The 24171-nt window shown below is 67.9% G+C and carries 38 protein-coding genes; all 38 read right to left on the bottom strand.

The genetic code is table 11. The annotated features are described in order from the left end of the window. Positions 1 to 12 precede the first annotated feature (12 nt). Positions 13 to 840 carry a tRNA pseudouridine(38-40) synthase TruA gene (truA, locus tag AB0G28_RS02315; RefSeq protein WP_361082358.1) on the bottom strand — a complete coding sequence of 276 codons (828 nt, stop codon included), beginning with the start codon at positions 838 to 840 and terminating at the stop codon, positions 13 to 15. 73 nt (positions 841 to 913) lie between these two features. Continuing rightward, positions 914 to 1468 (bottom strand): 50S ribosomal protein L17, encoded by a 555-nt coding sequence (gene rplQ / locus AB0G28_RS02310; RefSeq protein WP_361082091.1) that lies wholly within the window; start codon positions 1466 to 1468, stop codon positions 914 to 916. Between the two features lie 41 nt (positions 1469 to 1509). Continuing rightward, a complete protein-coding gene (locus tag AB0G28_RS02305; RefSeq protein ID WP_361082356.1) occupies positions 1510 to 2601 on the bottom strand; it encodes a DNA-directed RNA polymerase subunit alpha in 1092 nt (363 codons plus the stop codon). Positions 2602 to 2686: 85 nt separating this feature from the next. After that, the gene (gene rpsD, locus AB0G28_RS02300; protein WP_361082089.1) at positions 2687 to 3292 is read right to left on the bottom strand and encodes a 30S ribosomal protein S4; all 606 of its coding nucleotides are present in this window, start codon (positions 3290 to 3292) and stop codon (positions 2687 to 2689) included. Positions 3293 to 3315: 23 nt separating this feature from the next. Continuing rightward, positions 3316 to 3723 carry a 30S ribosomal protein S11 gene (rpsK, locus tag AB0G28_RS02295; RefSeq protein WP_004558885.1) on the bottom strand — a complete coding sequence of 136 codons (408 nt, stop codon included), beginning with the start codon at positions 3721 to 3723 and terminating at the stop codon, positions 3316 to 3318. 18 nt (positions 3724 to 3741) lie between these two features. Continuing rightward, positions 3742 to 3927 carry a hypothetical protein gene (locus tag AB0G28_RS02290; protein WP_004558884.1) on the bottom strand — a complete coding sequence of 62 codons (186 nt, stop codon included), beginning with the start codon at positions 3925 to 3927 and terminating at the stop codon, positions 3742 to 3744. Beyond that, positions 3924 to 4304: a 30S ribosomal protein S13 gene (gene rpsM / locus AB0G28_RS02285; RefSeq protein ID WP_176173264.1), complete on the bottom strand. Its 381-nt coding sequence runs from the start codon at positions 4302 to 4304 to the stop codon at positions 3924 to 3926. The genes AB0G28_RS02290 and rpsM overlap by 4 nt, the downstream gene beginning before the upstream one ends. Positions 4305 to 4510: 206 nt before the next feature. Next, the gene (rpmJ, locus tag AB0G28_RS02280; protein WP_004558882.1) at positions 4511 to 4624 is read right to left on the bottom strand and encodes a 50S ribosomal protein L36; all 114 of its coding nucleotides are present in this window, start codon (positions 4622 to 4624) and stop codon (positions 4511 to 4513) included. A gap of 37 nt (positions 4625 to 4661) precedes the next feature. Further along, positions 4662 to 4883, bottom strand: coding sequence for a translation initiation factor IF-1 (infA, locus tag AB0G28_RS02275; protein WP_004558881.1), 222 nt, complete (start codon positions 4881 to 4883; stop codon positions 4662 to 4664). Positions 4884 to 5148: 265 nt separating this feature from the next. Continuing rightward, entirely contained in the window at positions 5149 to 5925 is a 777-nt protein-coding gene (gene map / locus AB0G28_RS02270) for a type I methionyl aminopeptidase (protein WP_361082087.1), read from the bottom strand. Positions 5926 to 5969: 44 nt separating this feature from the next. Continuing rightward, positions 5970 to 6524: an adenylate kinase gene (locus AB0G28_RS02265; protein WP_093949023.1), complete on the bottom strand. Its 555-nt coding sequence runs from the start codon at positions 6522 to 6524 to the stop codon at positions 5970 to 5972. Beyond that, positions 6521 to 7828 carry a preprotein translocase subunit SecY gene (gene secY, locus AB0G28_RS02260; protein ID WP_361082085.1) on the bottom strand — a complete coding sequence of 436 codons (1308 nt, stop codon included), beginning with the start codon at positions 7826 to 7828 and terminating at the stop codon, positions 6521 to 6523. Before secY ends, AB0G28_RS02265 begins: the two co-directional genes overlap by 4 nt. A 335-nt stretch (positions 7829 to 8163) precedes the next feature. Further along, positions 8164 to 8991: a hypothetical protein gene (locus AB0G28_RS02255; protein WP_361082083.1), complete on the bottom strand. Its 828-nt coding sequence runs from the start codon at positions 8989 to 8991 to the stop codon at positions 8164 to 8166. Between the two features lie 487 nt (positions 8992 to 9478). Then, positions 9479 to 9925: a 50S ribosomal protein L15 gene (gene rplO / locus AB0G28_RS02250; protein WP_361082081.1), complete on the bottom strand. Its 447-nt coding sequence runs from the start codon at positions 9923 to 9925 to the stop codon at positions 9479 to 9481. Then, positions 9922 to 10107 carry a 50S ribosomal protein L30 gene (gene rpmD, locus AB0G28_RS02245; RefSeq protein WP_004558875.1) on the bottom strand — a complete coding sequence of 62 codons (186 nt, stop codon included), beginning with the start codon at positions 10105 to 10107 and terminating at the stop codon, positions 9922 to 9924. The genes rplO and rpmD overlap by 4 nt, the downstream gene beginning before the upstream one ends. A gap of 4 nt (positions 10108 to 10111) precedes the next feature. Next, on the bottom strand, positions 10112 to 10756 hold the full coding sequence (gene rpsE, locus AB0G28_RS02240; RefSeq protein ID WP_204091695.1) for a 30S ribosomal protein S5: 645 nt from the start codon (positions 10754 to 10756) through the stop codon (positions 10112 to 10114). Positions 10757 to 10790: 34 nt separating this feature from the next. Beyond that, positions 10791 to 11189, bottom strand: a complete 399-nt coding sequence (rplR, locus tag AB0G28_RS02235; protein WP_361082078.1) for a 50S ribosomal protein L18 — start codon at positions 11187 to 11189, stop codon at positions 10791 to 10793. Positions 11190 to 11191: 2 nt separating this feature from the next. Continuing rightward, complete coding sequence (gene rplF / locus AB0G28_RS02230) at positions 11192 to 11731, bottom strand: 50S ribosomal protein L6 (RefSeq protein WP_361082076.1); 540 nt, start codon at positions 11729 to 11731, stop codon at positions 11192 to 11194. Positions 11732 to 11747: 16 nt separating this feature from the next. Then, positions 11748 to 12146, bottom strand: a complete 399-nt coding sequence (gene rpsH / locus AB0G28_RS02225) for a 30S ribosomal protein S8 (RefSeq protein WP_004558871.1) — start codon at positions 12144 to 12146, stop codon at positions 11748 to 11750. A gap of 84 nt (positions 12147 to 12230) precedes the next feature. After that, complete coding sequence (locus tag AB0G28_RS02220; protein ID WP_004558870.1) at positions 12231 to 12416, bottom strand: type Z 30S ribosomal protein S14; 186 nt, start codon at positions 12414 to 12416, stop codon at positions 12231 to 12233. Positions 12417 to 12420: 4 nt separating this feature from the next. After that, positions 12421 to 12984, bottom strand: coding sequence for a 50S ribosomal protein L5 (gene rplE / locus AB0G28_RS02215; protein WP_072474758.1), 564 nt, complete (start codon positions 12982 to 12984; stop codon positions 12421 to 12423). Further along, entirely contained in the window at positions 12984 to 13298 is a 315-nt protein-coding gene (rplX, locus tag AB0G28_RS02210) for a 50S ribosomal protein L24 (RefSeq protein WP_361082073.1), read from the bottom strand. The genes rplE and rplX overlap by 1 nt, the downstream gene beginning before the upstream one ends. Next, positions 13298 to 13666, bottom strand: coding sequence for a 50S ribosomal protein L14 (rplN, locus tag AB0G28_RS02205; protein ID WP_004558867.1), 369 nt, complete (start codon positions 13664 to 13666; stop codon positions 13298 to 13300). The genes rplX and rplN overlap by 1 nt, the downstream gene beginning before the upstream one ends. Before the next feature lie 95 nt (positions 13667 to 13761). Further along, positions 13762 to 14040, bottom strand: coding sequence for a 30S ribosomal protein S17 (rpsQ, locus tag AB0G28_RS02200; protein ID WP_004558866.1), 279 nt, complete (start codon positions 14038 to 14040; stop codon positions 13762 to 13764). Beyond that, positions 14037 to 14285 carry a 50S ribosomal protein L29 gene (gene rpmC / locus AB0G28_RS02195; protein ID WP_013222608.1) on the bottom strand — a complete coding sequence of 83 codons (249 nt, stop codon included), beginning with the start codon at positions 14283 to 14285 and terminating at the stop codon, positions 14037 to 14039. Before rpmC ends, rpsQ begins: the two co-directional genes overlap by 4 nt. Continuing rightward, on the bottom strand, positions 14285 to 14704 hold the full coding sequence (gene rplP / locus AB0G28_RS02190) for a 50S ribosomal protein L16 (RefSeq protein ID WP_004558864.1): 420 nt from the start codon (positions 14702 to 14704) through the stop codon (positions 14285 to 14287). Before rplP ends, rpmC begins: the two co-directional genes overlap by 1 nt. Positions 14705 to 14707: 3 nt before the next feature. Next, entirely contained in the window at positions 14708 to 15529 is an 822-nt protein-coding gene (rpsC, locus tag AB0G28_RS02185; protein ID WP_323329520.1) for a 30S ribosomal protein S3, read from the bottom strand. Next, positions 15529 to 15945, bottom strand: coding sequence for a 50S ribosomal protein L22 (rplV, locus tag AB0G28_RS02180; protein WP_003102079.1), 417 nt, complete (start codon positions 15943 to 15945; stop codon positions 15529 to 15531). The genes rpsC and rplV overlap by 1 nt, the downstream gene beginning before the upstream one ends. Positions 15946 to 15976: 31 nt before the next feature. Further along, positions 15977 to 16258 (bottom strand): 30S ribosomal protein S19, encoded by a 282-nt coding sequence (gene rpsS, locus AB0G28_RS02175; protein ID WP_003102083.1) that lies wholly within the window; start codon positions 16256 to 16258, stop codon positions 15977 to 15979. Between the two features lie 18 nt (positions 16259 to 16276). After that, positions 16277 to 17110: a 50S ribosomal protein L2 gene (rplB, locus tag AB0G28_RS02170; protein WP_361082070.1), complete on the bottom strand. Its 834-nt coding sequence runs from the start codon at positions 17108 to 17110 to the stop codon at positions 16277 to 16279. A gap of 15 nt (positions 17111 to 17125) precedes the next feature. Beyond that, entirely contained in the window at positions 17126 to 17437 is a 312-nt protein-coding gene (gene rplW / locus AB0G28_RS02165) for a 50S ribosomal protein L23 (protein WP_003102087.1), read from the bottom strand. Beyond that, positions 17434 to 18123: a 50S ribosomal protein L4 gene (rplD, locus tag AB0G28_RS02160; RefSeq protein WP_361082068.1), complete on the bottom strand. Its 690-nt coding sequence runs from the start codon at positions 18121 to 18123 to the stop codon at positions 17434 to 17436. The genes rplW and rplD overlap by 4 nt, the downstream gene beginning before the upstream one ends. Then, positions 18120 to 18776: a 50S ribosomal protein L3 gene (gene rplC / locus AB0G28_RS02155; RefSeq protein WP_361082066.1), complete on the bottom strand. Its 657-nt coding sequence runs from the start codon at positions 18774 to 18776 to the stop codon at positions 18120 to 18122. Before rplC ends, rplD begins: the two co-directional genes overlap by 4 nt. A 33-nt stretch (positions 18777 to 18809) precedes the next feature. Further along, on the bottom strand, positions 18810 to 19115 hold the full coding sequence (rpsJ, locus tag AB0G28_RS02150; RefSeq protein ID WP_003102098.1) for a 30S ribosomal protein S10: 306 nt from the start codon (positions 19113 to 19115) through the stop codon (positions 18810 to 18812). 410 nt (positions 19116 to 19525) lie between these two features. Then, positions 19526 to 20719, bottom strand: coding sequence for an elongation factor Tu (gene tuf / locus AB0G28_RS02145; protein ID WP_091304691.1), 1194 nt, complete (start codon positions 20717 to 20719; stop codon positions 19526 to 19528). A 129-nt stretch (positions 20720 to 20848) separates the two neighbouring features. Beyond that, on the bottom strand, positions 20849 to 22948 hold the full coding sequence (fusA, locus tag AB0G28_RS02140; protein ID WP_361082063.1) for an elongation factor G: 2100 nt from the start codon (positions 22946 to 22948) through the stop codon (positions 20849 to 20851). Positions 22949 to 23011: 63 nt separating this feature from the next. After that, positions 23012 to 23482 (bottom strand): 30S ribosomal protein S7, encoded by a 471-nt coding sequence (gene rpsG, locus AB0G28_RS02135; RefSeq protein WP_003102106.1) that lies wholly within the window; start codon positions 23480 to 23482, stop codon positions 23012 to 23014. After that, on the bottom strand, positions 23482 to 23856 hold the full coding sequence (gene rpsL, locus AB0G28_RS02130) for a 30S ribosomal protein S12 (protein WP_003102113.1): 375 nt from the start codon (positions 23854 to 23856) through the stop codon (positions 23482 to 23484). The genes rpsG and rpsL overlap by 1 nt, the downstream gene beginning before the upstream one ends. Positions 23857 to 24171 lie beyond the last annotated feature (315 nt).

Genomic DNA, 24171 nt, shown 5'->3' with positions numbered 1-24171 from the left:
GCCTTCACGGCATCACGGCGAGGTGCGGACGTTGCGGGTCTGCTCCGCGCGGGCGGCGAGTTCGGCGTCGGGCGGGTAGTCCACGCCCAAGAGCGTCAAGCCGTGGGCCGGGGCCACCGCGCTGTCGCGGATTCCGCTCTCCAGGACCTTCGCGGGCCACGCGTCGGTGCGGCGGCCGTCGCCCACCAGCAGGAGCACTCCGACCAGGCTGCGGACCATCGAGTGGCAGAACGCGTCCGCCGAGACGCGGACCTCCAGCAGGTGCTCGTCCACCCGCTCCCACTCCAGGCGCTGCAGCTCGCGGATCGTCGTGCCCGTGTCGCGCTGCTTGCAGTACGCCGCGAAGTCGTGGAGCCCCAGCAGGTCCGCCGCCGCCGCGTTCATCGCGTCCGTCGACAGTGGACGGTTCCACGCCAGGGTGTCGTGGCGGCGCAATGGATCCGCGCCCCACGGCGCGTCCGAAACCCGGTAGCGGTAGTGACGGCGGATCGCCGAGAACCGCGCGTCGAACCCCTCGGGAGCGATCCGGGCTCCCAGCACCCGCACGTCGCCCGGCAGCAGGCGGTTCCAGCGGCCCGTCATGCGCGTCAGGTCCGGGATGCCTTCCGGGGAAACGGGAATCCGGCCTGAGGGCTCGGAAAGGGGCACCACGTCGACGTGCACCACCTGGCCGGTCGCGTGGACGCCGGCGTCCGTGCGGCCCGCCACGACCACGGACTTCGGCACCGCGGCTCCCGGTGGCTGCTTCTGCAGCGCCTCTTCCAGGAGCCCCTGGACCGTCCGGCGGCCCGGCTGACGAGCCCAGCCCGAGAAGTCCGTGCCGTCGTAGGAGACGTCCAGGCGCAGACGAACGAGCCCGCCCTCCCCAGCGGGAGTGGCGGGCTCGTCCGGTGTCGAATCGGCCGTCAGGACGTCAGTCCTTCTTGGCGTCCGCGTCTTCCGAAGCCGGGGCCTCGGTCTCGGCGGCGGTGTCCTCGGCCTTGGCCTCCTCGGCAGCCGGAGCCTCCTCGGCGGCGGGCGCCTCGGTGGTCTCCTCAGCCGGGGCGGCGGCCTTCGGCTCGTCCTTGGCGAACTTCGTCTTGCGAGCCCGCTCGGCCTCCGACGTCACCGTCTTCTCGGCCACCAGCTCGATGACGGCCATGGCGGCGTTGTCGCCCTTGCGCGGCATCGTCTTGGTGATCCGGGTGTAGCCACCCGGCCGCTCCGCGAAGTGCGGGCCGATCTCGGCGAACAGCTTGTGCAGGACGTCCTTGTCACGGACGACCTTCTGCACCTGACGGCGGTTGTGCAGGTCGCCCCGCTTCGCCTTGGTGATCAGCTTCTCGGCCAGCGGGCGGACCCGGCGGGCCTTCGCCTCGGTGGTCGTGATCTTGCCGTGCTCGAACAGCTGCGTGGCCAAGTTGGCCAGGATCAGCCGCTCGTGCGCGGACGACCCGCCGAGCCGGGCTCCCTTGGTAGGGGTGGGCATTGGTTCTCCTAGTTCAGCTCACAGCGTCCAGGCACACAGCCTCAGAGCTGCTCGGTCTCTGCGTAGTCCTGGCCATCGTCGTGGCCGTCCGAAATCCCGTCGGCGATGCTGCCGACACCCTCCGACCAGCCTTCACCGTCGTAGCTGGCGGCCGCCGCGGTCGGGTCGAACCCGGGCGGGCTGTCCTTCAGCGCGAGGCCGAGGCCGACGAGCTTGAGCTTGACCTCGTCGATCGACTTGGCGCCGAAGTTGCGGATGTCGAGCAGGTCCGCCTCGCTGCGCGAGACGAGCTCGCCCACCGTGTGGATGCCCTCGCGCTTGAGGCAGTTGTACGACCGGACGGTGAGGTCCAGGTCCTCGATCGGCATCGCGTAGGCGGCGATGGTGTCCGCCTCCTGCGGCGACGGGCCGATCTCGATGCCCTCGGCGTCGACGTTCAGCTCGCGGGCGAGACCGAACAGCTCCACCAGCGTCTTGCCGGCCGACGCGACCGCGTCGCGCGGCGTGATCGACGGCTTGGTCTCGACGTCCAGGATCAGCTTGTCGAAGTCGGTGCGCTGCTCGACACGGGTGGCCTCGACCTTGTAGGTCACCTTGAGCACCGGCGAGTAGATCGAGTCGACCGGGATCCGGCCGATCTCCGCGCCCGCCTGCTTGTTCTGCAGGGCCGGAACGTAACCGCGGCCGCGCTCGACGACGAGCTCGATCTCGAGCTTGCCCTTGCCGTTCAGCGACGCGATGTGCAGATCCGGGTTGTGCACGGTGACACCCGCCGGCGGCACGATGTCGGCCGCCGTGACCTCACCCGGGCCCTGCTTGCGCAGGTACATGGTGACCGGCTCGTCCTCTTCCGAGGACACCACGAGCTCCTTGAGGTTCAGGATGATGTCGGTGACGTCTTCCTTCACCCCGGGAACGGTGGTGAACTCGTGCAGCACGCCGTCGATGCGGATGCTCGTCACGGCCGCGCCCGGGATGGACGACAGCAGCGTACGACGCAGCGAGTTGCCGAGCGTGTAGCCGAAGCCGGGCTCCAGCGGTTCGATGGTGAACCGGGAGCGGGTCTCGTTGACCGTCTCTTCGCCGAGAGCCGGCCGCTGGGAAATCAGCATTTCTTCCTTGTTCCTTTCCAGACGACGCCCGCCATATGACGTCGAAGGGATGGCGCGGCGGCGGCGCACCTGTTGCGCCGCCGCCCGTACTCCAGCCGGGGCCGGACTACTTCGAGTAGAGCTCGACGATCAGCTGTTCCTGGACCGGAACGTCGATCTGCGCGCGCTCCGGGAGCTGGTGGACCAGCACGCGGAGGTTGGACGGGACGACCTGCAGCCACGCCGGGACCGGACGCTCGCCGAAGGACTCCTTCGCCACGACGAAGGGCAGCATCGCGAACGACTTCGGCCGCACGTCGATGATGTCCCACTTCGAGACCTGGAACGACGGGACGTTGACCTTCTGGCCGTTGACCAGGAAGTGGCCGTGGCTCACCAGCTGACGCGCCTGACGGCGGGTGCGGGCGATGCCGGCGCGGTAGATCACGTTGTCCAGGCGGGACTCGAGGATCTGCAGCAGGTTCTCACCGGTCTTGCCGGGACGCCGGACGGCTTCCTTGTAGTACCGGACGAACTGACGCTCGAGAACGCCGTAGGTGTAGCGAGCCTTCTGCTTCTCCTGCGACTGCAGGAGGTACTCGGACTCCTTGATGCGCCCGCGGCCGTGCTGGCCCGGCGGGTAGGGGCGACGCTCGAAAGCCTGGTCGCCGCCGATGAGGTCAACCTTGAGGCGACGCGAAATACGCGTCGCGGGGCCGGTGTAACGAGCCATTTCTTCTTACTCCTCCCCGTTCCTCAGACCCGGCGCCGCTTGGGCGGGCGGCAGCCGTTGTGAGGCTGCGGGGTCACGTCCTGGATGGTGCCGACCTCGAGGCCGGCCGCCTGCAGCGAGCGGATCGCCGTCTCGCGGCCCGAACCCGGGCCCTTCACGAAGACGTCGACCTTCTTCATGCCGTGCTCGGCGGCCTTGCGGGCAGCGTTTTCGGCGGCCATCTGCGCGGCGAACGGGGTGGACTTGCGGGAGCCCTTGAAGCCCACGTGCCCACTCGACGCCCACGCGATCACGGCACCGGTCGGGTCCGTGATCGAGACGATGGTGTTGTTGAAGGTGCTCTTGATGTGCGCGTGACCGTGCGCGACATTCTTCTTTTCCTTGCGGCGGACCTTCTTGGCCCCGGCCGCGGTACGAGACTTCGGTGGCATGTTCTGAGGGTTCTCCTGTTAGCGCGCGTTCTCTTGGTGAGCGGCGACCGCTTCGGCCTGGCCGCGCCGGATGATCGAACCGGCGTCGGTGTACAGGTTGCGGAGCGCCATCGGGCGGGCGTAGAGCGCCTTGGGCGAGACACAAGCCGAGCCGCGGCGGTGCACGCCACCCATCTGCACGACCTTCTTGCCCTGGACGCTCACTTCTTGCCAGCCTTCTTCTTGCCGGCGACCGTCTTCTTCGGACCCTTGCGGGTACGGGCGTTCGTCTTGGTGCGCTGACCACGGACGGGAAGTCCGCGGCGCCAGCGAAGACCCTCGTAGCACCCGATCTCGATCTTCCGACGGATGTCGGCGTTCACCTCGCGGCGAAGGTCACCCTCGACCTTGAAGTTCTCTTCGATGTACGTACGCAGCTTGGCGAGGTCGTCATCGCTGAGGTCTTTGACGCGGGTGTCCGCGTTGATCTCGGCAGCCGCGATGAGCTGCTTCGAGCGGGTACGGCCGATGCCGTAGATGTAGGTAAGCGCGATCTCCACCCGCTTCTCGCGGGGAAGGTCTACGCCAGCGAGTCGTGCCATTGGCGCTGATGCTCCTTCTTCGGTTTCGTCTTCAGGTCTGCTCCCCGTCCGGTTCCGGGACCGACTCGCCTGTCGTGCCCTCGGCTTGCGCTTCGGGTGTCCCGGCCCCGGCCTGAAGCCCGGGGGTGAACCGGACCACTCGCGTGATCCGGCAGGTGCGGGGAGGTTGTAAAGCCGTCAATCCACTCTGCTCGAGTGCTTGGCGATCAGCCCTGCCGCTGCTTGTGCCGCAGGTTCTCGCAGATCACCATGATCCGGCCGTGACGGCGGATCACCTTGCACTTGTCGCAGATCTTCTTGACGCTCGGCTGGACCTTCACGTCTTCTGCTCTCCTGCTTCTGAGCCGCTCTTCGTGATCACTTGTAGCGGTAGACGATGCGACCACGAGAGAGGTCGTAGGGCGAAAGCTCCACGACAACCCTGTCTTCCGGCAGGATGCGGATGTAGTGCTGCCGCATCTTGCCGCTGATGTGAGCCAGGACCTTGTGGCCGTTCTCCAACTCGACGCGGAACATCGCGTTGGGGAGCGGCTCGACTACGCGGCCTTCGACCTCGATGGCCCCGTCTTTCTTCGCCATGTCCTCCGCTTTTCCTTGTCAGCAGCGTCTGTCGCCACACCTTGATCAACTCGAGCACTAGTGCCGGGTTGGGGTGTTGCGTGGCACACTGGTGCCCGGCTCCCTAGACCGTGAGTTCACGAGCGCGCAGGATCCGGGCGCGATAAGTGCGCCGACTTGACAGTGTACGCATGTCGTGTCGCGACCCCCAAACCGGGGGTGACCATGCTAAAGGGCCGTGCAGGTGGACGTGATGGCGATCACCGCTTGTGGGTGAATGACCAGGTCAGGCGTCTTCGGGTGCAGTCAGCACCCAGGGGCCGTCTTCGGTGATCGCGACGGTGTGCTCCCAGTGGGCCGCGCGGGAGCCGTCGGCCGTGACGACCGTCCAGCCGTCGTCCAGCTCGCGGGTCTCGCCGCCGCCGCCGGTGAGCATCGGCTCGATCGCCAGGGCCATGCCCGGCTTCAGCCGCGGGCCCTTGCCGGGCTTGCCGACGTTCGGCAGGAACGGGTCCATGTGCATCTGGCGGCCGATGCCGTGGCCGCCGTACTCGACGATCATCCCGTACTCGACGCCGTCGTCGCGGCCCGCGCGTTCGGCGGCCGACTGGACGGCGTAGGAGATGTCGGTCAACCGGCCGCCGGCGCTGACCGCCTCGATGCCGGCCCACATCGCCGCCTCGGTCGCCGCGGACAGCGCGAGGTCGGCGTCGGAGACCTTGCCGATGGCCAGCGTGACGGCGGAGTCGCCGTGCCAGCCGTCGAGGATGGCGCCGCAGTCGACGGAGATGATGTCGCCGTCGGCCAGCACCTGGGTCTTCGCCGGGATGCCGTGGACGATCTGCTCGTTCACCGACGCGCAGATCGACGCCGGGAAGCCGTGGTAGCCCTTGAACGACGGCACCGCGCCGGCGTCCCGGATCGTCTGCTCGGCCAGCTCGTCGAGCTCGGCGGTGCTGACGCCGGGCTTCGCCGCGGCGCGGACCGCCGCGAGCGTGCGGGCGACGACGAGGCCGGCGGCCCGCATCGCCTGCAGCTCGTCCGGGGTCTTGACTTCGATCATGCGCCCACGGCGGAGCACTTGCAGAACACGCAATCCTCCGAGGTTCACGTGCGGTCGCGCAGTGCTTTCAGCACCCGGCCCGAGATCTCCTCGACGCTGCCGACACCGTCGACGGTCACCAGGATGTCGGCGTAGTACTCCAGCAGCGGCGCGGTGTCCGACACGTAGATCTGCTGACGGCGGCGGATGACCTCTTCGGTGTCGTCCGCGCGGCCGCGGGACATGAGCCGCGCGACGACGACGTCCTCGGGCACCTGCAGCTGGATCACCGCGTCGAGCGCGACGTCCGCGTCGCCCAGGATCTCGCCGAGGACCTCGGCCTGCTTGGTGTTGCGGGGGAAGCCGTCGAGCAGGAAGCCGACCTTGGCGTCCGGCTCGGCGAGCCGCTCGCGGACCATCTCGTTGGTCACCGAGTCGGGCACGAGCTCGCCCGAGTCCAGGTAGCGCTTCGCCTCCTGGCCGAGCGGGGTCTCCTGGCCGACGTGCGCGCGGAACAGGTCGCCGGTGGAGATGTGCGGGACGCGCAGCTGCTCGGACAGGGCCACCGCCTGCGTGCCCTTGCCCGCACCGGGCGGGCCGACGAGAACCAGGCGCGTCACTTCAAGAACCCTTCGTAGTTGCGCTGCATCAGCTGGCTTTCGATCTGCTTCACGGTGTCGAGGCCGACACCGACCATGATCAGCACAGCCGTGCCACCGAACGGGAAGTTCTGGTTGTTCCCGCTACCGGTCAGAGACAGGAAGAAGTTCGGGAGGATCGCGATGATGCCCAGGTACAGCGAGCCCGGCAGGGTGATCCGGCCGAGGACGAAGCTCAGGTACTCGGCGGTCGGGCGGCCGGGGCGGATGCCCGGGATGAAGCCACCGAACTTCTTCATCTCTTCCGCACGTTCGTCCACGTTGAACGTGATCGTGATGTAGAAGTACGTGAAGAAGATGATCAGGGCGAAGTACAGGACGATGTGCACCCAGCTGGACTGGTTCACGATGTAGTTCCGGATGAACACCTGCCAGCCGGAGTTGGCGTTCTGGTCGCCGACGAGGCGGCTGATCAGGTCCGGCAGGTACAGCAGGGACGACGCGAAGATGACCGGGATGACGCCGGCCTGGTTCACCTTGATCGGCAGGTAGGTCGACGTGCCGCCGTACATCCGGCGGCCGATCATGCGCTTGGCGTACTGCACCGGGATCCGGCGCTGCCCCTGCTCGACGAAGATGACGCTCGCGATGATCACGAGGCCGAAGGCGCAGACGACCGCCAGGCCGAGACCACCCGCGTTGCTGAGGATGTTGCCGCCCTCGACCGGGATGCGCGCCGCGATGTTCAGGAAGATCAGGACGGACATGCCGTTGCCGACGCCGCGCTCGGTGATCAGCTCGCCCAGCCACATCATGACGGCGGTGCCCGCGGTCATGGTGATGACGATGATCGCCAGCGAGTAGACGCTGTTGTCCGGGATGATCGGCGACTGGCAGTCGGGGAAGAGCTGCTTGCGGTCCGCGAGCGCGACCACGCCGGTGGCCTGCAGGATCGCCAGCGCGATCGTCAGGTACCGGGTGTACTGGGTCAGCTTGCCCTGGCCGGACTGGCCTTCCTTCTTCAGCTCCTCGAACCGCGGGATGACCACGGTGAGCAGCTGGATGATGATGCTCGCCGTGATGTACGGCATGATGCCGGTCGAGAAGAGCGACAGCTGCAGCAGCGCACCACCGCTGAACAGGTTCAGCAGCTGGTAGACGCCCTCCTGCTGCGCCTGGGAGCTGCAGGCCTGTACGGCACCGTACGAGATGCCGGGCGCCGGAATGGTCGCACCGATTCGGTAAACCGCGACGATGGCTAGCGTGAACAGGATCTTCTTGCGTAGATCCGGCGTCGCGAGAGCCGAGCGGAAGGCGCTGAGCACGCGGGGGACCTCCTCGGCGTCGTCGGCTGTCCTAACCGACGATCGGCTTGGCCGGTACGGGACCGGCGGGAACACACAGCACTACTGGCACGCAAGCCAGGAACGCTTCGGGGCACACTCGTCCCGAAGCGTGTCGCCGACTCTAACAGCTTCACAGGGCGTGTCCGCAGTCCGTGTGGGTTTTCCGTACCAAGGTTGCTCCGGCGGGTTGATCCACATCGCCGGGTTGGCGGATTCCCTTGACAGATGTGGATCAGACGTCCGGCGTCGTCCGCAGTTCGGCCGGGCGCGTCGACGCTCCGGTCAACACGCCTGTGACCTGCGCCGATGGGCGCTCAGGGACGGTCGTCGTCCGGCGGGAGCACGGTGATGGCGACGCCGGAGGGCGGCGTCGGGGTGTCGGCGTAGGCGACGGCGGGATCGGCCCAGCCGGCCGTCCCGCCGGCTTGCCGCACGGCGAGGTGGGCCACGACGGCCGCGACCACCGCCACCAGGGTGGCGCCGATGAGTAGCCACAGGCCTGGCGCGACGACGACGTCCAGCTCTATTTGGTCGCCCATGGCCGACCAGCCGACACCGTTCATGGAGACGGTGGCGACGGCACCGGCCGTGAAGGCCGCCCCGGCGACGATCAGCGCACGGGCGAGAGCGCGCACGGGCCGCGCCGCGGCGACGTAGGCCGCGGCGGTCAGCAGGACGACGGCGGCGAGGAGCGGAATGCCCACGGGCGAGCCCGCGGCGTCGGTCGCCTCCTGGCCGGGGAACTGGTAGCTGGTGCCCCAGGCCGACTGGACGACGGTCACGTCGGCGCCTTCGACCAGCCTGCCCGCCCCGATGTGCTGCTGGACCAGGAAGAGCGGCAGGAACGCCCCGAGGGCGGCCAGCACGGCGGCCACGGCGACGAGGGCGGCCGGGAGGAAGCGCAGGGCGCCCATGGGCGGGTCGGCCGGCTGCGGCGCTCCCGGGACGGGCTGAGACGGCCATACGGCCTGCTGAGGCGGTTCGGTGGGGGTTTGGGGCGGCCAAGCGGCCTGCTGCGGCGTTCCGGCCGGCTGCTGGGGCGCCCCCGGGATCTGCGCGACCGGGAACGGCAGCGAAGCCGGCGGCGGTTCCGCGGGCTGAGGCGGTTGCGCGGGCCGCGGAGCCTCCACCGGAAAACTCAACGGCGACTCCCCGGCAGCAGCCTCGGGCGCCGCGGCATCCGGAGGCCGGGGTGCCTCCACTGGGAAGCTCAGCGGCGACTCCGCCGAGCCACCCTCGGGCGCCGCCGCATCCGAAGGCCGCGGAGCCTCGACCGGAAAGCTCAACGGCGACTCCCCCGAGCCACCCTCGGGCGCCGCCGCATCCGAAAGCCGGGGTGCCTCCACCGGAAAACTCAGCGGCGACTCCCCCGAGCCACCATCTCCCGGTTTCGAAGCCCGGAAAGTCTCCACCGGCGCCTCCACGTCCGGAGGCGGCGAAGCCTCCACCGGGAAGCTCAGCGGCGAGTCCGCGGCCGCGGTCGGCGGGTCCGGTCGCTCCGGCGGCTCCTGCGCAGGTCTGTCCACCTCATGATCCTCCGCCCGGATTCCCGCCGCAGCAAGGAGCGGCCCGGAACGCCGAAAGGCCCGCCTGGCCGAAGCCAGACGGGCCTTTCGAAACCGGAACCGCTCAGTTGGTGGTGGCGGAGCCACCGGCCGCTTCGAGCTTCTCCTTGGCGGAGCCGGAGAACGCGTCGGCGGTGACGTCCAGCTTGACGCCGTTCACGTCGCCGTTGCCGAGGACCTTCACCAGCTTGCCCTTGCGGACCAGACCGCCCTTGACCAGCTCGTCGGCACCGATGGTGCCGCCGTCCGGGAAGACGCGGGCGATGTCGCCCACGTTCACCGGCTGGTACTCGGTGCGGAAGCGGTTCTTGAAGCCGCGCAGCTTCGGGAGCCGCATCTGGATGGGCATCTGCCCACCCTCGAACCGGGCCGGCACGTTCTTCCGGGCCTTGGTGCCCTTCGTACCGCGGCCGGCCGTCTTGCCCTTCGAACCCTCACCACGGCCCACGCGGATCTTGTCGCGCTTGGCGCCCGGAGCCGGACGCAGGTGGTGGATCTTGATGGCCGTCATGCCTGAACCTCCTCGACCTCCACCAGGTGGCGGACGGTGTGGATCAGGCCGCGCACCTGGGGGGTGTCTTCACGCACGACGCTCTGGCGGATCTTGCGCAGCCCGAGGGTGCGCAGCGACTCGCGGTGAGCGTGCTTCGTGCCGATCTTGCTCTTGACCTGGGTGACCTTGAGCTGAGCCATGAGATCAGACCCCCTGGCCGGCACGCTGGCGCAGCATCCGGGCCGGAGCGACGTCCTCGAGCGGCAGGCCACGGCGGGCCGCCACCTCCTCCGGACGCTGCAGACCCTTCAGGGCCGCCACGGTCGCGTGCACGATGTTGATCGCGTTGTCGGAGCCGAGCGACTTCGACAGCACGTCGTGGACACCCGCGCACTCCAGCACCGCGCGGACCGGGCCACCGGCGATGACACCGGTACCGGCCGACGCCGGGCGGAGCAGCACCACACCGGCGGCCTCCTCACCCTGGACCGGGTGGGGGATGGTGCCGGCGACGCGGGGAACGCGGAAGAAGTTCTTCTTCGCTTCCTCGACGCCCTTGGCGATGGCCGCGGGAACTTCCTTGGCCTTGCCGTAGCCGACGCCGACCTGACCGTCGCCGTCGCCGACGACCACCAGGGCGGTGAAGCTGAAGCGACGACCACCCTTGACGACCTTGGCGACGCGGTTGATCGTCACGACCTTCTCGAGGTGCGGGGTCTTGTCCTGGGCCGCCCCGCCACGGCCGCTGTCGCGCCGGTCCCGGCGGTCGCGACGGTCACCGCGGTCGTTGCCGCCCTGCCCGCCGGGTCCACCCTGGCCGCCGCCGAATTGCCGTGTACGTCCCGGCATCAGGCTTTCCTTCCGTTAACAAGCTTCTGCATCGTCAGAACTCCAACCCCGCCTCACGGGCGGCGTCGGCGAGCGCGGCGATGCGGCCGTGGTAGGCGTTGCCCCCACGGTCGAACACCACGGCCGAGATCCCGGCGTTCTTGGCACGCGCGGCGACGAGCTCCCCGACCTTGGCGGCCTTGGCCTTCTTGTCGCCGTCGACCGCCCGGACGTCCGCCTCGAGGGTGGACGCCGACACCAGCGTGTGGCCGGCGAGGTCGTCGATCACCTGCACGGCGATGTGCCGCGAGGACCGCTTGACGACCAGGCGCGGACGCTGCTCGGTGCCGGAGACCTTCTTGCGGAGCCGGAAGTGCCGACGGGCCTTCGCGACGCGGCGGCGGGTCGAGATGTCCTTGCCCACCGGCTTGCGCTTCGTAGTCGTGTCGCTCATGATCACTTACCCGTCTTTCCGACCTTGCGGCGGATCTTCTCACCCTCGTAGCGCAGGCCCTTGCCCTTGTACGGGTCCGGGCGACGCAGCTTGCGGATGACGGCCGAGATCTGGCCGACCTTCTGCTTGTCGATGCCCGAGACCGAGAACCGGGTCGGGGTCTCCACCTTGAAGGTGATGCCCTCCGGGGCCTCGATCTTGACCGGGTGCGAGTAGCCGAGGGCGAACTCGAGGTCCGAGCCCTTGGCCTGCACGCGGTAACCCACGCCGTGGATTTCCATCTTCTTCTCGTAGCCGGCGGTGACGCCGACGACGAGGTTGTTCACCAGCGTGCGGGTGAGCCCGTGCAGCGCCTTGGAGTTGCGCTCGTCGTCCGGGCGCTTCACCAGCAGCGTGCCGTCCTCGTCGCGCTCGACGGTGATCGGCTCGGCGATGGTGTGCTCGAGGGTGCCCTTGGGCCCCTTGACCTTGATGTGCTGACCGTCGATGGTCACCTCGACCCCGGAAGGGACGGCGACCGGCAGCTTTCCGATGCGTGACATGCCTGTACCCCTTCCCTTACCAGACGTAGGCGAGGACTTCGCCGCCCACGCTGTTGCGCTTGGCCTGCCGGTCCGTCTGCAGGCCACCGGACGTCGAGATGATCGCGATGCCCAGGCCGCCGAGCACGGACGGCAGTTCGGTCGATTTTGCGTAGACCCGCAGACCGGGCTTGGAGACGCGCCGCAGGCCGGCGATGCTCCGCTCACGGTTGGGGCCGTACTTGAGCTCGACGACGAGGTTCTTGTGCTTCTCGCCCGGCTCGTCGTGGTAACCCGCGATGTACCCCTCACGCTTGAGGATCTCGGCGATGTTCGCCTTGAGCTTCGAGTGCGGGAGCTTGACCTCGTCGTGGTACGCCGAGTTCGCGTTGCGCAGACGCGTCAAGAAGTCTGCGATGGGGTCGGTCATCGTCATGGTGACCTGTCAACCTTTCTCGCCTGGTTCCCCGCCCCTCGAAGGGGGCGGGGCCTGTGGCGAAGTGGAGTTAAATAGAAGCTCTTACCAGCTGGACTTGCGGACGCCGGGCAGCTCGCCCGCGTGCGCCATCTCGCGAAGGCAGATCCGGCAGAGCCCGAACTTGCGGAACACGGCGTGCGGGCGGCCGCACCGCTGGCAGCGGGTGTAGGCGCGCACGGCGAACTTCGGCTTCTTCGCGGCCTTGTGGACCAGTGCTTTCTTGGCCATCGGCTCAGTTCTCCTTGAACGGGAAGCCGAGCTTGCGCAGCAGCGCCCGGCCCTCGTCGTCGTTCGTGGCGGTCGTGACGACGGTGACGTCCATGCCGCGGGGGCGGTCGATGGAGTCGGGGTCGATCTCGTGGAACATCGACTGCTCGTTGAGACCGAAGGTGTAGTTGCCGTGGCCGTCGAACTGCTTCGGCGAAAGCCCGCGGAAGTCGCGGATACGCGGCAGCGCGATGGTCAGCAGCCGGTCGAGGAACTCCCACATCCGGTCGCCGCGCAGCGTGACGCGCGCGCCGATCGGCTGGCCCTCGCGCAGCTTGAACTGCGCGATGGACTTGCGGGCCTTGCGGACCTCGGGCTTCTGGCCGGTGATCGCGGCGAGGTCGCGGACCGCGCCCTCGATCAGCTTGCTGTCGCGGGCGGCGTCGCCGACGCCCATGTTCACGACGACCTTCACCACGCCCGGGATCTGGTGGACGTTGGCGAAGGAGAACTCCGCCTGCAGCTGGCCCTTGATCTCGTCGCGGTAGCGCACCTTGAGGCGCGGCGCGACCTTCTCTGCGGTGGTCATCAGATGTCCTTACCGTTCCGGCGCGAGATCCGGACCTTCTTGCCGTCCTCGCCGATGCGGTAACCCACCCGGGCCGGCTTGCCGTCCGAGTCGACGACCATCACGTTCGAGACGTGGATGGGCGCCTCCTGTGTGACGATGCCGCCGGACTGCGCGCCGCGCTGGGTCTGGCTGATCCGCGTGTGCTTCTTGATCCGGTTCACGCCCTCGACCAGCACGCGCTCGCGGTCGGGGTAGGCCTGGATGACCTTGCCCTTGGCGCCCTTGTCCTTGCCGGCGATGACGACGACCGTGTCGCCCTTCTTCACCTTCATCACAGCACCTCCGGCGCGAGCGAAATGATCTTCATGAACTTTCGGTCGCGCAGCTCGCGGCCCACCGGGCCGAAGATGCGGGTGCCGCGGGGCTCGTTGTCGTTCTTGATGAGCACAGCGGCGTTCTCGTCGAACCGGATGTAGGAACCGTCCGGACGACGGCGCTCCTTGACCGTGCGGACGATGACGGCCTTGACGACGTCGCCCTTCTTCACCCCGGCGGCCGGGATGGCGTCCTTCACGGTGGCGACGATGATGTCGCCGATGCCGGCGTAGCGCCGCCCGGAGCCACCGAGAACGCGGATGCAGAGGATTTCCTTCGCACCCGTGTTGTCGGCTACCCGAAGCCGCGACTCCTGCTGGATCACGTCTACTCCTGTATGTCGCGCCGGTTCTCGCTCTGCTTTGAGAAAGCACTGTGAGCGAGCCTTGCGGAACTAAGAACTCTCGAAAAGAGCCCTGCTTACTTGGCCTTCTCCACGATCTGCACCAGGCGCCAGCGCTTCGATGCCGACAGCGGGCGGGTCTCCATCAGGGTGACCCGGTCGCCCACGCCCGCCTCGTTGTTCTCGTCGTGCACCTTCACCTTGGAGGTGGTGCGGACGACCTTCGAGTAACGGGGGTGCTTCTTGCGGTCCTCGAGCTCGACCACGATCGTCTTGTTCATCTTGTCCGAGACGACGTAGCCCTCGCGGACCTTGCGGTCGTTCCGGGCCGGCGTCTCGGTGGTGGGCTCGCTCATGCGGCACCTTCACTCTCGGCGTCGGGGGCAACGGACAGGCCGAGTTCGCGCTCGCGCATGACCGTGTAGATCCGCGCGATGTCCGTGCGGACGGTGCGCAGACGGCGGTTGTTGTCGAGCTGCCCGGTCGCCATCTGGAAGCGGAGGTTGAACAGCTCCTCCTTGTATTCCTTCAGACGGAGGACGAGCTCTTCCGCGGTGAGCTCACGCAGCTCCGATGCCTGAGCGGCACCTGCGTTAGCCATCAGAACTCACCACCTTCACGGGTCACGATGCGGCACTTCATGGGCAGCTTGTGGATCGCGCGGCGCAGCGCCTCGCGAGCCGTCTCCTCGTTCGGGAACGAGATCTCGAACATCACGCGGCCCGGCTTCACGTTGGCGATCCACCACTCGGGCGAACCCTTACCGGAACCCATCCGGGTCTCGGCCGGCTTCTTGGTCAGCGGGCGGTCCGGGTAGATGGTCGTCCACACCTTGCCACCACGCTTGATGTGACGGGTCATGGCGATACGAGCGGACTCGATCTGCCGGTTCGTCACGTAGCTGTGCTCAAGCGCCTGGATGCCGTACTCGCCGAAGCTGACCTTCGTGCCACCCTTGGCGGCGCCGTGGCGCTTCGGGGAGTGCTGCTTCCGGTGCTTGACCCTGCGCGGGATGAGCACGTCTCAGCCCTCCGTCTTTTCTGCGGTCTCGGTGGCCGGGGCCGCCTCAGTGGTGGCGGCAGCGGCGGCGCGACCGGCTTCGGTCGAGGTGGCGGTCGTGCCCGACGCGCCGGAACGACGCGGGCGGGACGGCCGGTCGCTGCGCTCGCGACGCGGCGCGCGCTCGGCGGCGTCACGGGCTTCGCGGGCCTTCAGGCCACCGACGAGCTCACCCTTGTAGATCCACACCTTGACGCCGATGCGACCGAACGTCGTCTTGGCCTCGAAGAAGCCGTAGTCGATGTCGGCGCGCAGCGTGTGCAGCGGGACGCGGCCGTCGCGGTAGTGCTCGGAGCGGGACATCTCGGCACCGCCGAGACGACCGCCGCACTGCACGCGGATGCCCTTGACCTGCGGCGAGCGCATGGAGGTCTGGATCGCCTTCCGCATCGCGCGGCGGAACGCCACGCGGTTGGACAGCTGCTCCGCGACCGCCTGGGCGACCAGCTGGGCGTCGGCCTCGGGGTTCTTGACCTCGAGGATGTTCAGCTGGACCTGCTTCTTGGTCAGCTTCTCCAGCGCGCCGCGGATCCGGTCGGCCTCCGCGCCGCGGCGGCCGATGACGATGCCCGGCCGGGCGGTGTGGATGTCCACGCGGACGCGGTCACGGGTGCGCTCGATCTCGACCTTGGAGATGCCCGCGCGCTCCATGCCGGTGGCGAGGAGCTTGCGGATCTTGACGTCCTCGGCCACGTACTCGGCGTACTGCTTGTCGGCGTACCAGCGCGACTTCCAGTCCGTGGTGATACCCAGGCGGAAACCGTGCGGGTTGATCTTCTGGCCCACTACCGGCCACCTGCCTTCTTCTTGCTCTGAGCCTTCTGCGCGACGGCCGGACGCGACTCCACCTCGACGGTGATGTGGCTGGTCCGCTTGCGGATCCGGTACGCGCGGCCCTGGGCCCGCGGGCGGATCCGCTTGAGGGTGGGGCCCTCGTCGGCGTACGCGTTCTTGACCCAGAGCGTCTCCGGGTCCAGCTGAAGGTTGTTCTCGGCGTTGGCCACGGCGCTGGCGAGCACCTTCGCGACCGGCTCGCTGGCCGCCTGGGGGGCGAACCGGAGCACGGCCAAGGCGTCGGCGGCGCTACGTCCCTTGATGAGCTCGATCACCCGGCGCACCTTGGTCGGCGAGTCCCGGACGAAGCGAGCCCGCGCGTACGCCGTAGGCAGAGCCTCGGTCGTCGCGTCGTTCTGGGCGTTCATCGCTACTTCCCTTGTTCTCTCTCGTGCCCGCTCAGCGGCGGCGCGACTTGCGGTCGTCCTTGATGTGGCCCTTGAAGGTCCGCGTCGGGGCGAACTCGCCCAGCTTGTGACCCACCATCGCCTCGGTGACGAACACCGGGACGTGCTTGCGGCCGTCGTGCACCGCGATCGTGTGTCCCAGGAAGTCCGGGATGATCGTCGAGCGGCGCGACCAGGTCTTGATGACCGTCTTCTTGCCCGATTCGTTCAGCGCGTCCACCTTCTTGAGCAGGTGGTCGTCCACGAACGGGCCCTTCTTAAGGCTGCGTGGCATGTGCTTCTACCTCCCTGCTCAGCGCTTCTTGCCGGTACGCCGGCGGCGGACGATGAGGGCGTCGGACGCCTTGCGGCGACGCGTGCGGCCCTCGGGCTTACCGTTCGGGTTGACCGGGTGGCGACCACCGGAGGTCTTGCCCTCACCACCACCGTGCGGGTGGTCGACCGGGTTCATGACGACACCACGGACCGTGGGGCGCTTGCCGCGCCAGCGGTTGCGGCCCGCCTTGCCCCAGTTGATGTTGGCGTGCTCGGAGTTGCCGACCTCGCCGACCGTCGCGCGGTTGCGCACGTCCACGTTGCGGATCTCGCCCGAGGGGAGACGCAGCTGGGCGTACGGCCCGTCCTTGGCGACGAGCTGCACCTTCGCGCCGGCGGAGCGCGCCATCTTCGCGCCGCCACCCGGGCGGAGCTCGATCGCGTGCACCACGGTGCCGACCGGGATGTTGCGCAGCGGCAGGTTGTTGCCCGGCTTGATGTCGGCCCGCGGGCCGTTCTCGACGGTGTCGCCCTGCTTCAGCTTGTCCGGCGCGATGATGTAGCGCTTCTCGCCGTCGGCGTAGTGCAGCAGCGCGATGCGCGCGGTGCGGTTGGGGTCGTACTCGATGTGCGCGACCTTGGCCGGGATGCCGTCCTTGTCGTGGCGACGGAAGTCGATGACGCGGTAAGCACGCTTGTGGCCGCCACCCTTGTGCCGGGTGGTGATCTTGCCGGACGAGTTGCGACCGCCCGACCCGCTCAGCGGACGCAGCAGCGACTTCTCCGGAGTGGAGCGGGTGATCTCGGCGAAGTCCGAGACGCTCGAACCGCGACGACCCGGGGTCGTCGGCTTGTACTTGCGGATGCCCATTGTCAGCTCAGTCCTTTACGCGGTGGGTCCGCCGAAGATCTCGATCGCCTTGCTCTCGGGCGAAAGAGTCACGATGGCGCGCTTGGTGTCCTTGCGCTTGCCGAAGCCGGCGCGAGTCCGCTTCCGCTTGCCCTGGCGGTTGGCCGTGTTGACGCTGACCACCTTGACGCCGAACACCTTCTCGACCGCGATCTTGATCTGGGTCTTGTTGGCGTCCGGGCGGACGATGAACGTGTACTTGTGGTCCTCGAGCAGCCCGTAGGACTTCTCGGAGATGACCGGCGCGAGCAGGATGTCGCGGGGGTCCGGAATGGCGACCGAACTCACTTCTCGTCACTCCCTTCCGTGACCTCGCCCGACCGCGCGGAAGCCTTGACGGCCTTGCCGCGGACGGGGCCGGCGACGAACGCGTCGTACGCGGCCTTGGTGAACACGACGTCGTCGTTGACCAGCACGTCGTAGGTGTTGAGCTGGTCGGCCCAGAGCAGGTGCACCTCGGGCAGGTTGCGCAGCGAAACCCAGCTCAGCTCGTCCGCCCGGTCCAGCACCACGAGCACGCGCTTCGCCTGCGTCACGGCGGCGAGCACGGTCTTGGCGGCCTTGGTGGACGGCTTCTCGCCGGTCACCAGCTCGGTGACGACGTGCAGCTGGCCGGCGCGGGCCCGGTCGGAGAGGGCGCCACGCAGGGCGGCGGCCTTCATCTTCTTCGGGGTGCGCTGGGTGTAGTCACGCGGCGTGGGGCCGTGGACGACGCCACCGCCGGCGAACTGCGGCGCGCGGGTCGAACCCTGGCGGGCACGGCCGGTGCCCTTCTGGCGGTACGGCTTCTTGCCGCCACCGCGAACCTCACCACGGGTCTTCGTGTCGTGCGTGCCCTGGCGCGCGGCGGCCTGCTGGGCCACCACGACCTGGTGCATCAGCGCGACGTTGGCCTGCACGTCGAAGATCTCCGCGGGGAGATCGACCGTGCCGTCGGCTTTACCGGCCGGGGTCTTCAGCTCGACGCTTGTCATTCGGAGTTACCACCCTTCGCGGCGCTGCGAACGAACAGCACGCCGCCCTTGGGACCGGGCACGGCGCCCTTGATCAGCAGCAGGCCGTCCTCGGCACGCACCGCGTGCACGGTCAGGTTCTGCGTGGTGACCCGGTCGTTGCCCATCCGGCCCGCCATGCGCAGGCCCTTGAAGACGCGGCCGGGGGTGGCGCAGCCACCGATGGAACCCGGCTTGCGGTGCACGGCCTGGGCACCGTGGCTCGCGCCCTGGCCCTTGAAGCCGTGGCGCTTCATGACACCCGCGTAGCCCTTGCCCTTGCTGGTCCCGGTCACGTCGACCTCGGTGCCGGCGGCGAACACCTCGGCGGTGATCTCCTGGCCGACCTCGTAGGTCTCGGCGTCGGTGGTGCGCAGCTCGGCGAGGAACCGGCGCGGCGTCACGCCCGCCTTGTCGAAGTGGCCGGTGCGCGGCTTGTTCACCTTGCGCGGGTCGACCGCGCCGAACGCCAGCTGCACGGCCTTGTAGCCGTCCTTCTCCTGGGTCCGAACCTGGGTGACCACGTTCGGACCGGCCTTGACGACAGTGACCGGGACGACCCGGTTCTGCTCGTCGAAGACCTGGGTCATGCCGAGCTTGGTGCCCAGGATGCCCTTCATCTGCCTGTCAGACATGAGTCTCTTATCTCCGCCGCTCGCCCGCCGCTACTACTGGATGTTGACGTCGACGCTCGCCGGCAGGTCGATGCGCATGAGCGCGTCGACCGTCTTCGGCGTCGGGTCGAGGATGTCGATCAGACGCTTGTGCGTGCGCATCTCGAAGTGCTCGCGCGAGTCCTTGTACTTGTGCGGCGAGCGGATGACGCAGTAAACGTTCTTCTCGGTGGGCAGCGGCACCGGCCCGACAACCCGGGCGCCGGTGCGCGTGACCGTCTCCACGATCTTGCGCGCCGAGGTGTCGATCGCCTCGTGGTCGTAGGCCTTGAGCCGGATGCGGATCTTCTGTCCCGCCATGGTGGCTGCTCGTTCCTTGTCGTCTCGTGCCGCTATCTCACAAACCCGGCCCGGTATCTCTACCCTGGCGTGGGTTTCCGCAGTTCAACGGCCCTGTCCCCGGTCCACGCGGTCGGGCGTGTCGCGCCCGACGCACAGACGGATCCCGCGGGATCGTCGTCTTGCCTGGTCTTCCTCAACGTGAGGAGGCGATGAGCCGGCTGGGCCTTTACCAGCGTGACCGTCTCACTGCCCTTGCCCGCTCGCCTGCAACCCGAAGGAAGAGCTCGGCGGACCGTGGCCACTCGCACCAGGGCGGCCGGACCCCTGACAGGGATCGGCCGCCCCAGGACGAGCAACCTGAATAGTGTCGCACACGTGATTTGACGCCCCGAACCCGGGGGTGTATTGCCCCCGGGCGGGGCGCCGAATCACTTGATGATCTTGGTGACCTGGCCCGCGCCGACGGTCCGGCCACCCTCGCGGATGGCGAAGCGCAGACCCTCGTCCATCGCGACCGGCTGGATCAGCTGGACCGAGATGTCGGTGTTGTCGCCCGGCATGACCATCTCGGTGCCCTCGGGGAGGGTCACGACGCCGGTCACGTCGGTGGTGCGGAAGTAGAACTGCGGGCGGTAGTTGTTGAAGAACGGGGTGTGACGGCCACCCTCGTCCTTCGACAGGATGTAGACCCGGCCCTCGAAGTCGGTGTGCGGGGTGGTGGTGCCCGGCTTCACGACGACCTGGCCGCGCTCGACGTCCTCGCGCTTGATACCGCGGACCAGCAGGCCGACGTTGTCGCCCGCCTGGCCCGAGTCGAGCAGCTTGCGGAACATCTCGACACCGGTGACGGTGGTCTTGGTCGACTTCTCGCGGATACCCACGATCTCGACCTCTTCGTTGACGTTGATCTGGCCGCGCTCGACGCGACCGGTCACCACGGTGCCACGACCGGTGATGGTGAAGACGTCCTCGATCGGCATCAGGAACGGCTTGTCGAGCTCACGCACCGGGTCCGGCACGTTGTCGTCGACGGCGGTCATCAGCTCGAGAACGGCCTCGGACCACTTCTCGTCGCCCTCGAGGGCCTTGAGGCCGGAGACGCGCACGACCGGCGCGTCGTCGCCCGGGAACTCCTGCGAGGACAGCAGCTCGCGGACCTCCAGCTCGACGAGCTCGAGGATCTCCTCGTCGTCGACCATGTCGGCCTTGTTCAGCGCGACCACGATGTAGGGCACGCCGACCTGGCGGGCGAGCAGCACGTGCTCACGGGTCTGCGGCATCGGGCCGTCGGTGGCGGCCACGACCAGGATCGCGCCGTCCATCTGGGCGGCACCGGTGATCATGTTCTTGATGTAGTCCGCGTGACCGGGGGCGTCCACGTGCGCGTAGTGACGCTTCTCGGTCTGGTACTCGACGTGCGAGATGTTGATCGTGATGCCGCGCTGCTTCTCTTCCGGCGCGTTGTCGATCTGGTCGAACGCCCGCGACTCGTTCAGCTCCGGGTACTTGTCGTGCAGCACCTTGGTGATGGCCGCGGTCAGAGTCGTCTTGCCGTGGTCAACGTGACCGATGGTGCCGATGTTGACGTGCGGCTTGGTCCGCTCGAATTTCGCCTTCGCCACTGGAATGTCCTCCTGGACTGATTTCGCTTTGTGCTCGTGGGGCGGCGTGGCTGCCGCCCCACGATTGTTCCTTCGTCGGTGCTGCGGACGTTCAGGAGAGTCCCTTAATGCCCGCGAGCGCTGGGGGAACTATTCCCCCGTCGCCTTCGCGATGATTTCCTTCGCGACGTTCGCGGGAACCTCGGCGTAGGAGTCGAACACCATGGAGTAGTTCGCCCGGCCCTGGGTGCGGGACCGCAGGTCGCCGACGTAGCCGAACATCTCCGACAGCGGGACCAGCGCCTTCACGACACGGGTACCGGAGCGCTCCTCCATGGCCTGGATCTGACCACGGCGGGAGTTGAGGTCACCGATGACGTCGCCCATGTAGTCCTCGGGCGTGGTCACCTCGACCGCCATCATCGGCTCCAGGATCACCGGGCCGGCCTTCTTCGCGGCTTCCTTCATCGCCATGGAACCGGCGATCTTGAACGCCATCTCCGAAGAGTCGACCTCGTGGTACGCACCATCCAACAGGGTGAACTTCAACCCGACGAGCGGGTAGCCGGCCAGGACGCCGTACTGCATCGCGTCCTGCGCGCCCGCGTCCACCGACGGGATGTACTCCCGCGGCACGCGACCACCGGTCACCTTGTTGTCGAACTCGTAGAGCGCGCCGTCGGTGCGCTCGAGCGGCTCCAGCTTCACGATGACCTTCGCGAACTGGCCGGAACCACCGGTCTGCTTCTTGTGGACGTAGTCGAGCTTCTCGACCGTCTTCTTGATCGTCTCACGGTAGGCGACCTGCGGCTTGCCGATGTTCGCCTCGACCTTGTAGTCGGACTTCATCCGGTTCACCAGCACCTCGAGGTGCAGCTCGCCCATGCCCGCGATGATCGTCTGGCCGGTGTCCTCGTCCAGCTTGACCTGGAACGTCGGGTCCTCTTCGGCCAGCTTCTGGATCGCCAGGGACAGCTTCTCCTGGTCGGCCTTCGTCTTCGGCTCGATCGCGACCCGGATGACCGGCTCGGGGAACGTCATCGACTCCAGCACGATCGGGTTCTGCGGGTCCGCCAGGGTGTCACCCGTGGTGGTGTCCTTCAGCCCGATGACCGCGTAGATGTGGCCGACCTGGGCGTCGTCCACCGGGTTCTCCTTGTTGGAGTGCATCTGGAAGATCTTCCCGATGCGCTCCTTGCGCTCCTTGGTCGCGTTGATGACCTGCGCGCCGGAAGCGACCTTGCCCGAGTACACCCGGATGTAGGTCAGCTTGCCGAAGAACGGGTGCGCGGCGATCTTGAACGCGAGCGCGGCGAACGGCTCGTCGACCGACGCCTTGCGGGTCGCCACGGTCTCGCCGTCGGGCAGCAGGCCCTCGACGGCCGGGACGTCCAGCGGCGACGGCAGGTAGTCGATGACCGCGTCGAGCATGGGCTGCACGCCCTTGTTCTTGAACGCGGAACCGGCCAGGACCGGGAAGGCCGCCCGGGTGATGACGAGCTTGCGGATGCCGAACTTGATCTCGGCCTCGGACAGCTCTTCGCCCTCGAGGAACTTCTCCATCAGGGAGTCGTCGGTCTCGGCGACGGTCTCGACCAGCTTCTCGCGGTACTCCGCGGCCCGGTCGGCCAGGTCGGCCGGGATCTCCTCGACGGTGTAGTCCTCGCCCTTCTGCACCTCGCCGCGCCAGACCAGGGCCTTCATGCGGACCAGGTCGACGACGCCTTCGAAGTCGTTCTCGGCGCCGATGGGCAGCTGGATCGCCAGCGGCTTGACGCCGAGGCGCTCCTCGATGGTGCGCAGGGTGTAGTAGAAGTCCGCACCCAGCTTGTCCATCTTGTTGACGAAGCAGATGCGCGGGACGTCGTACTTGTCCGCCTGCCGCCAGACCTGCTCGGACTGCGGCTCGACACCTTCCTTGCCGTCGAAGACGGCGACCGCGCCGTCGAGCACCCGCAGGTTGCGCTCCACCTCGACGGTGAAGTCGACGTGCCCGGGGGTGTCGATCAGGTTGATCTGGTGGTCGTCCCAGAAGGTGGTGGTGGCAGCCGAGGTGATGGTGATACCCCGCTTCTGCTCCTCCTCCATCCAGTCCATGGTGGCGGCGCCGTCGTGGACTTCACCGATCTTGTAGTTGACCCCGGTGTAGAACAGGATCCGCTCGGTGGTGGTCGTCTTGCCGGCGTCGATGTGGGCCATGATGCCGATGTTGCGGACCTTGTTCAGGTCGGTCAGCACTTCACGTGCCACGAGAGTGTTCCCCTGTTCTCAAGCTTGGGGCCCGGCATGGCTTGGTCGACAGCCGGGCGGTGATCACCAGCGGTAGTGCGCGAAGGCCCGGTTGGACTCGGCCATCTTGTGCGTGTCCTCGCGACGCTTCACCGAGGCACCGAGGCCGTTGGACGCGTCCAGGAGCTCGTTCTGCAGGCGCTCGATCATCGTCTTCTCGCGGCGGGCCTGCGAGAAGGAGACCAGCCAGCGCAGCGCCAGGGTCGTGGAGCGACCCGGCTTGACCTCGATCGGCACCTGGTAGGTGGCGCCACCTACGCGGCGGCTCTTCACCTCGATGGTGGGCTTCACGTTGTCGAGAGCGCGCTTCAGCGTGACGACCGGGTCGGTGCCCGTCTTCTCGCGAGCGCCTTCGAGCGCGCCGTACACGATGCGCTCGGCCAGGGACCGCTTCCCGTCCTTCAGCACCTTGTTCACCAGCTGGGTGACCAGCGGGGAGGCGTAGACGGGGTCGGAGATCAGCGGCCGCTTGGGGGCCGGACCCTTGCGGGGCATTAGCTCTTCTCCTTCTTCGCGCCGTACCGGCTGCGCGCCTGCTTGCGGTTCTTGACACCCTGCGTGTCGAGCGAACCGCGGATGATCTTGTAACGGACACCCGGAAGGTCCTTCACACGACCACCACGCACGAGCACCATCGAGTGCTCCTGCAGGTTGTGGCCCTCACCGGGGATGTAGGCGGTGACCTCGATGCCGCTGGTCAGCTTCACACGCGCGACCTTGCGCAGCGCCGAGTTCGGCTTCTTCGGGGTGGTGGTGTACACGCGGGTGCACACGCCGCGCCGCTGCGGGCTCCCCTTGAGGGCCGCGGTCTTCTGCTTGGCAGCCTTGTCCTGGCGGCCCTTGCGGACCAGCTGCTGGATCGTGGGCAATGGACCAGCTTCCTGTCGTGATCTGCTTCTTCGTGTCTTCACCGGCCCCCGCGGTCGGGCGTGTCGGCCCGCGTCACGGTCTGACGACCGGTAACTTCCCGGAGGGATTTCCGTCGGAACCCCGACCTGCCGAAGCCGGTGACCGGGTGCTGATCGCACCCCGCCCATGCGCACGGCACGCGGAGCGGCCCGACGCATGCCGGGCACGGTCTCCAAAGATACCCGCCCGGGTCCGGAGGGGACGCGGCGGGGGGTCTGTAGGTCGGCGAACCTTCAGCCTACCTCTCAACACCGCCGGACCGCGGAATGTTCCGG

It is taken from the genome of Amycolatopsis sp. NPDC021455 (assembly GCF_040640995.1).
Lineage (GTDB): Bacteria > Actinomycetota > Actinomycetes > Mycobacteriales > Pseudonocardiaceae > Amycolatopsis.
The sequence above is the reverse complement of the archived record's forward strand: the minus strand, read 5'-3'. Positions and strand labels throughout refer to the sequence as shown.

Bases quoted from the DNA above. Each gene is read 5' to 3' on its own strand.
- map (WP_361082087.1), bottom strand. From the start codon at position 5,925: ATGATCGAAGTCAAGACCCCGGACGAGCTGCAGGCGATGCGGGCCGCC.
- rpmD (WP_004558875.1), bottom strand. From the start codon at position 10,107: ATGGCTCAGCTCAAGGTCACCCAGGTCAAGAGCAAGATCGGCACGAAG.
- rplC (WP_361082066.1), bottom strand. From the start codon at position 18,776: ATGTCTGACAGGCAGATGAAGGGCATCCTGGGCACCAAGCTCGGCATG.
- rplQ (WP_361082091.1), bottom strand. From the start codon at position 1,468: ATGCCCACCCCTACCAAGGGAGCCCGGCTCGGCGGGTCGTCCGCGCAC.
- rpsK (WP_004558885.1), bottom strand. From the start codon at position 3,723: ATGCCACCGAAGTCTCGTACCGCGGCCGGGGCCAAGAAGGTCCGCCGC.
- infA (WP_004558881.1), bottom strand. From the start codon at position 4,883: ATGGCGAAGAAAGACGGGGCCATCGAGGTCGAAGGCCGCGTAGTCGAG.
- rplE (WP_072474758.1), bottom strand. From the start codon at position 12,984: ATGACCACCGCAGAGAAGGTCGCGCCGCGCCTCAAGGTGCGCTACCGC.
- rpsS (WP_003102083.1), bottom strand. From the start codon at position 16,258: ATGCCACGCAGCCTTAAGAAGGGCCCGTTCGTGGACGACCACCTGCTC.
- rpsG (WP_003102106.1), bottom strand. From the start codon at position 23,482: ATGCCCCGCAAGGGTCCGGCCCCCAAGCGGCCGCTGATCTCCGACCCC.
- rpsJ (WP_003102098.1), bottom strand. From the start codon at position 19,115: ATGGCGGGACAGAAGATCCGCATCCGGCTCAAGGCCTACGACCACGAG.
- rpsQ (WP_004558866.1), bottom strand. From the start codon at position 14,040: ATGAGCGAGCCCACCACCGAGACGCCGGCCCGGAACGACCGCAAGGTC.
- AB0G28_RS02220 (WP_004558870.1), bottom strand. From the start codon at position 12,416: ATGGCCAAGAAAGCACTGGTCCACAAGGCCGCGAAGAAGCCGAAGTTC.
- rplR (WP_361082078.1), bottom strand. From the start codon at position 11,189: ATGAGCGACACGACTACGAAGCGCAAGCCGGTGGGCAAGGACATCTCG.
- rplO (WP_361082081.1), bottom strand. From the start codon at position 9,925: ATGACGGCCATCAAGATCCACCACCTGCGTCCGGCTCCGGGCGCCAAG.
- rplX (WP_361082073.1), bottom strand. From the start codon at position 13,298: ATGAAGGTGAAGAAGGGCGACACGGTCGTCGTCATCGCCGGCAAGGAC.
- rpmC (WP_013222608.1), bottom strand. From the start codon at position 14,285: ATGGCTAACGCAGGTGCCGCTCAGGCATCGGAGCTGCGTGAGCTCACC.
- rplD (WP_361082068.1), bottom strand. From the start codon at position 18,123: ATGACAAGCGTCGAGCTGAAGACCCCGGCCGGTAAAGCCGACGGCACG.
- rpsM (WP_176173264.1), bottom strand. From the start codon at position 4,304: ATGGCACGACTCGCTGGCGTAGACCTTCCCCGCGAGAAGCGGGTGGAG.
- rplB (WP_361082070.1), bottom strand. From the start codon at position 17,110: ATGGGCATCCGCAAGTACAAGCCGACGACCCCGGGTCGTCGCGGTTCG.
- rpsD (WP_361082089.1), bottom strand. From the start codon at position 3,292: ATGGCTCGTTACACCGGCCCCGCGACGCGTATTTCGCGTCGCCTCAAG.
- rpsE (WP_204091695.1), bottom strand. From the start codon at position 10,756: ATGCCGGGACGTACACGGCAATTCGGCGGCGGCCAGGGTGGACCCGGC.
- rpsH (WP_004558871.1), bottom strand. From the start codon at position 12,146: ATGACGATGACCGACCCCATCGCAGACTTCTTGACGCGTCTGCGCAAC.
- rplF (WP_361082076.1), bottom strand. From the start codon at position 11,731: ATGTCACGCATCGGAAAGCTGCCGGTCGCCGTCCCTTCCGGGGTCGAG.
- rplV (WP_003102079.1), bottom strand. From the start codon at position 15,945: ATGAACGCCCAGAACGACGCGACGACCGAGGCTCTGCCTACGGCGTAC.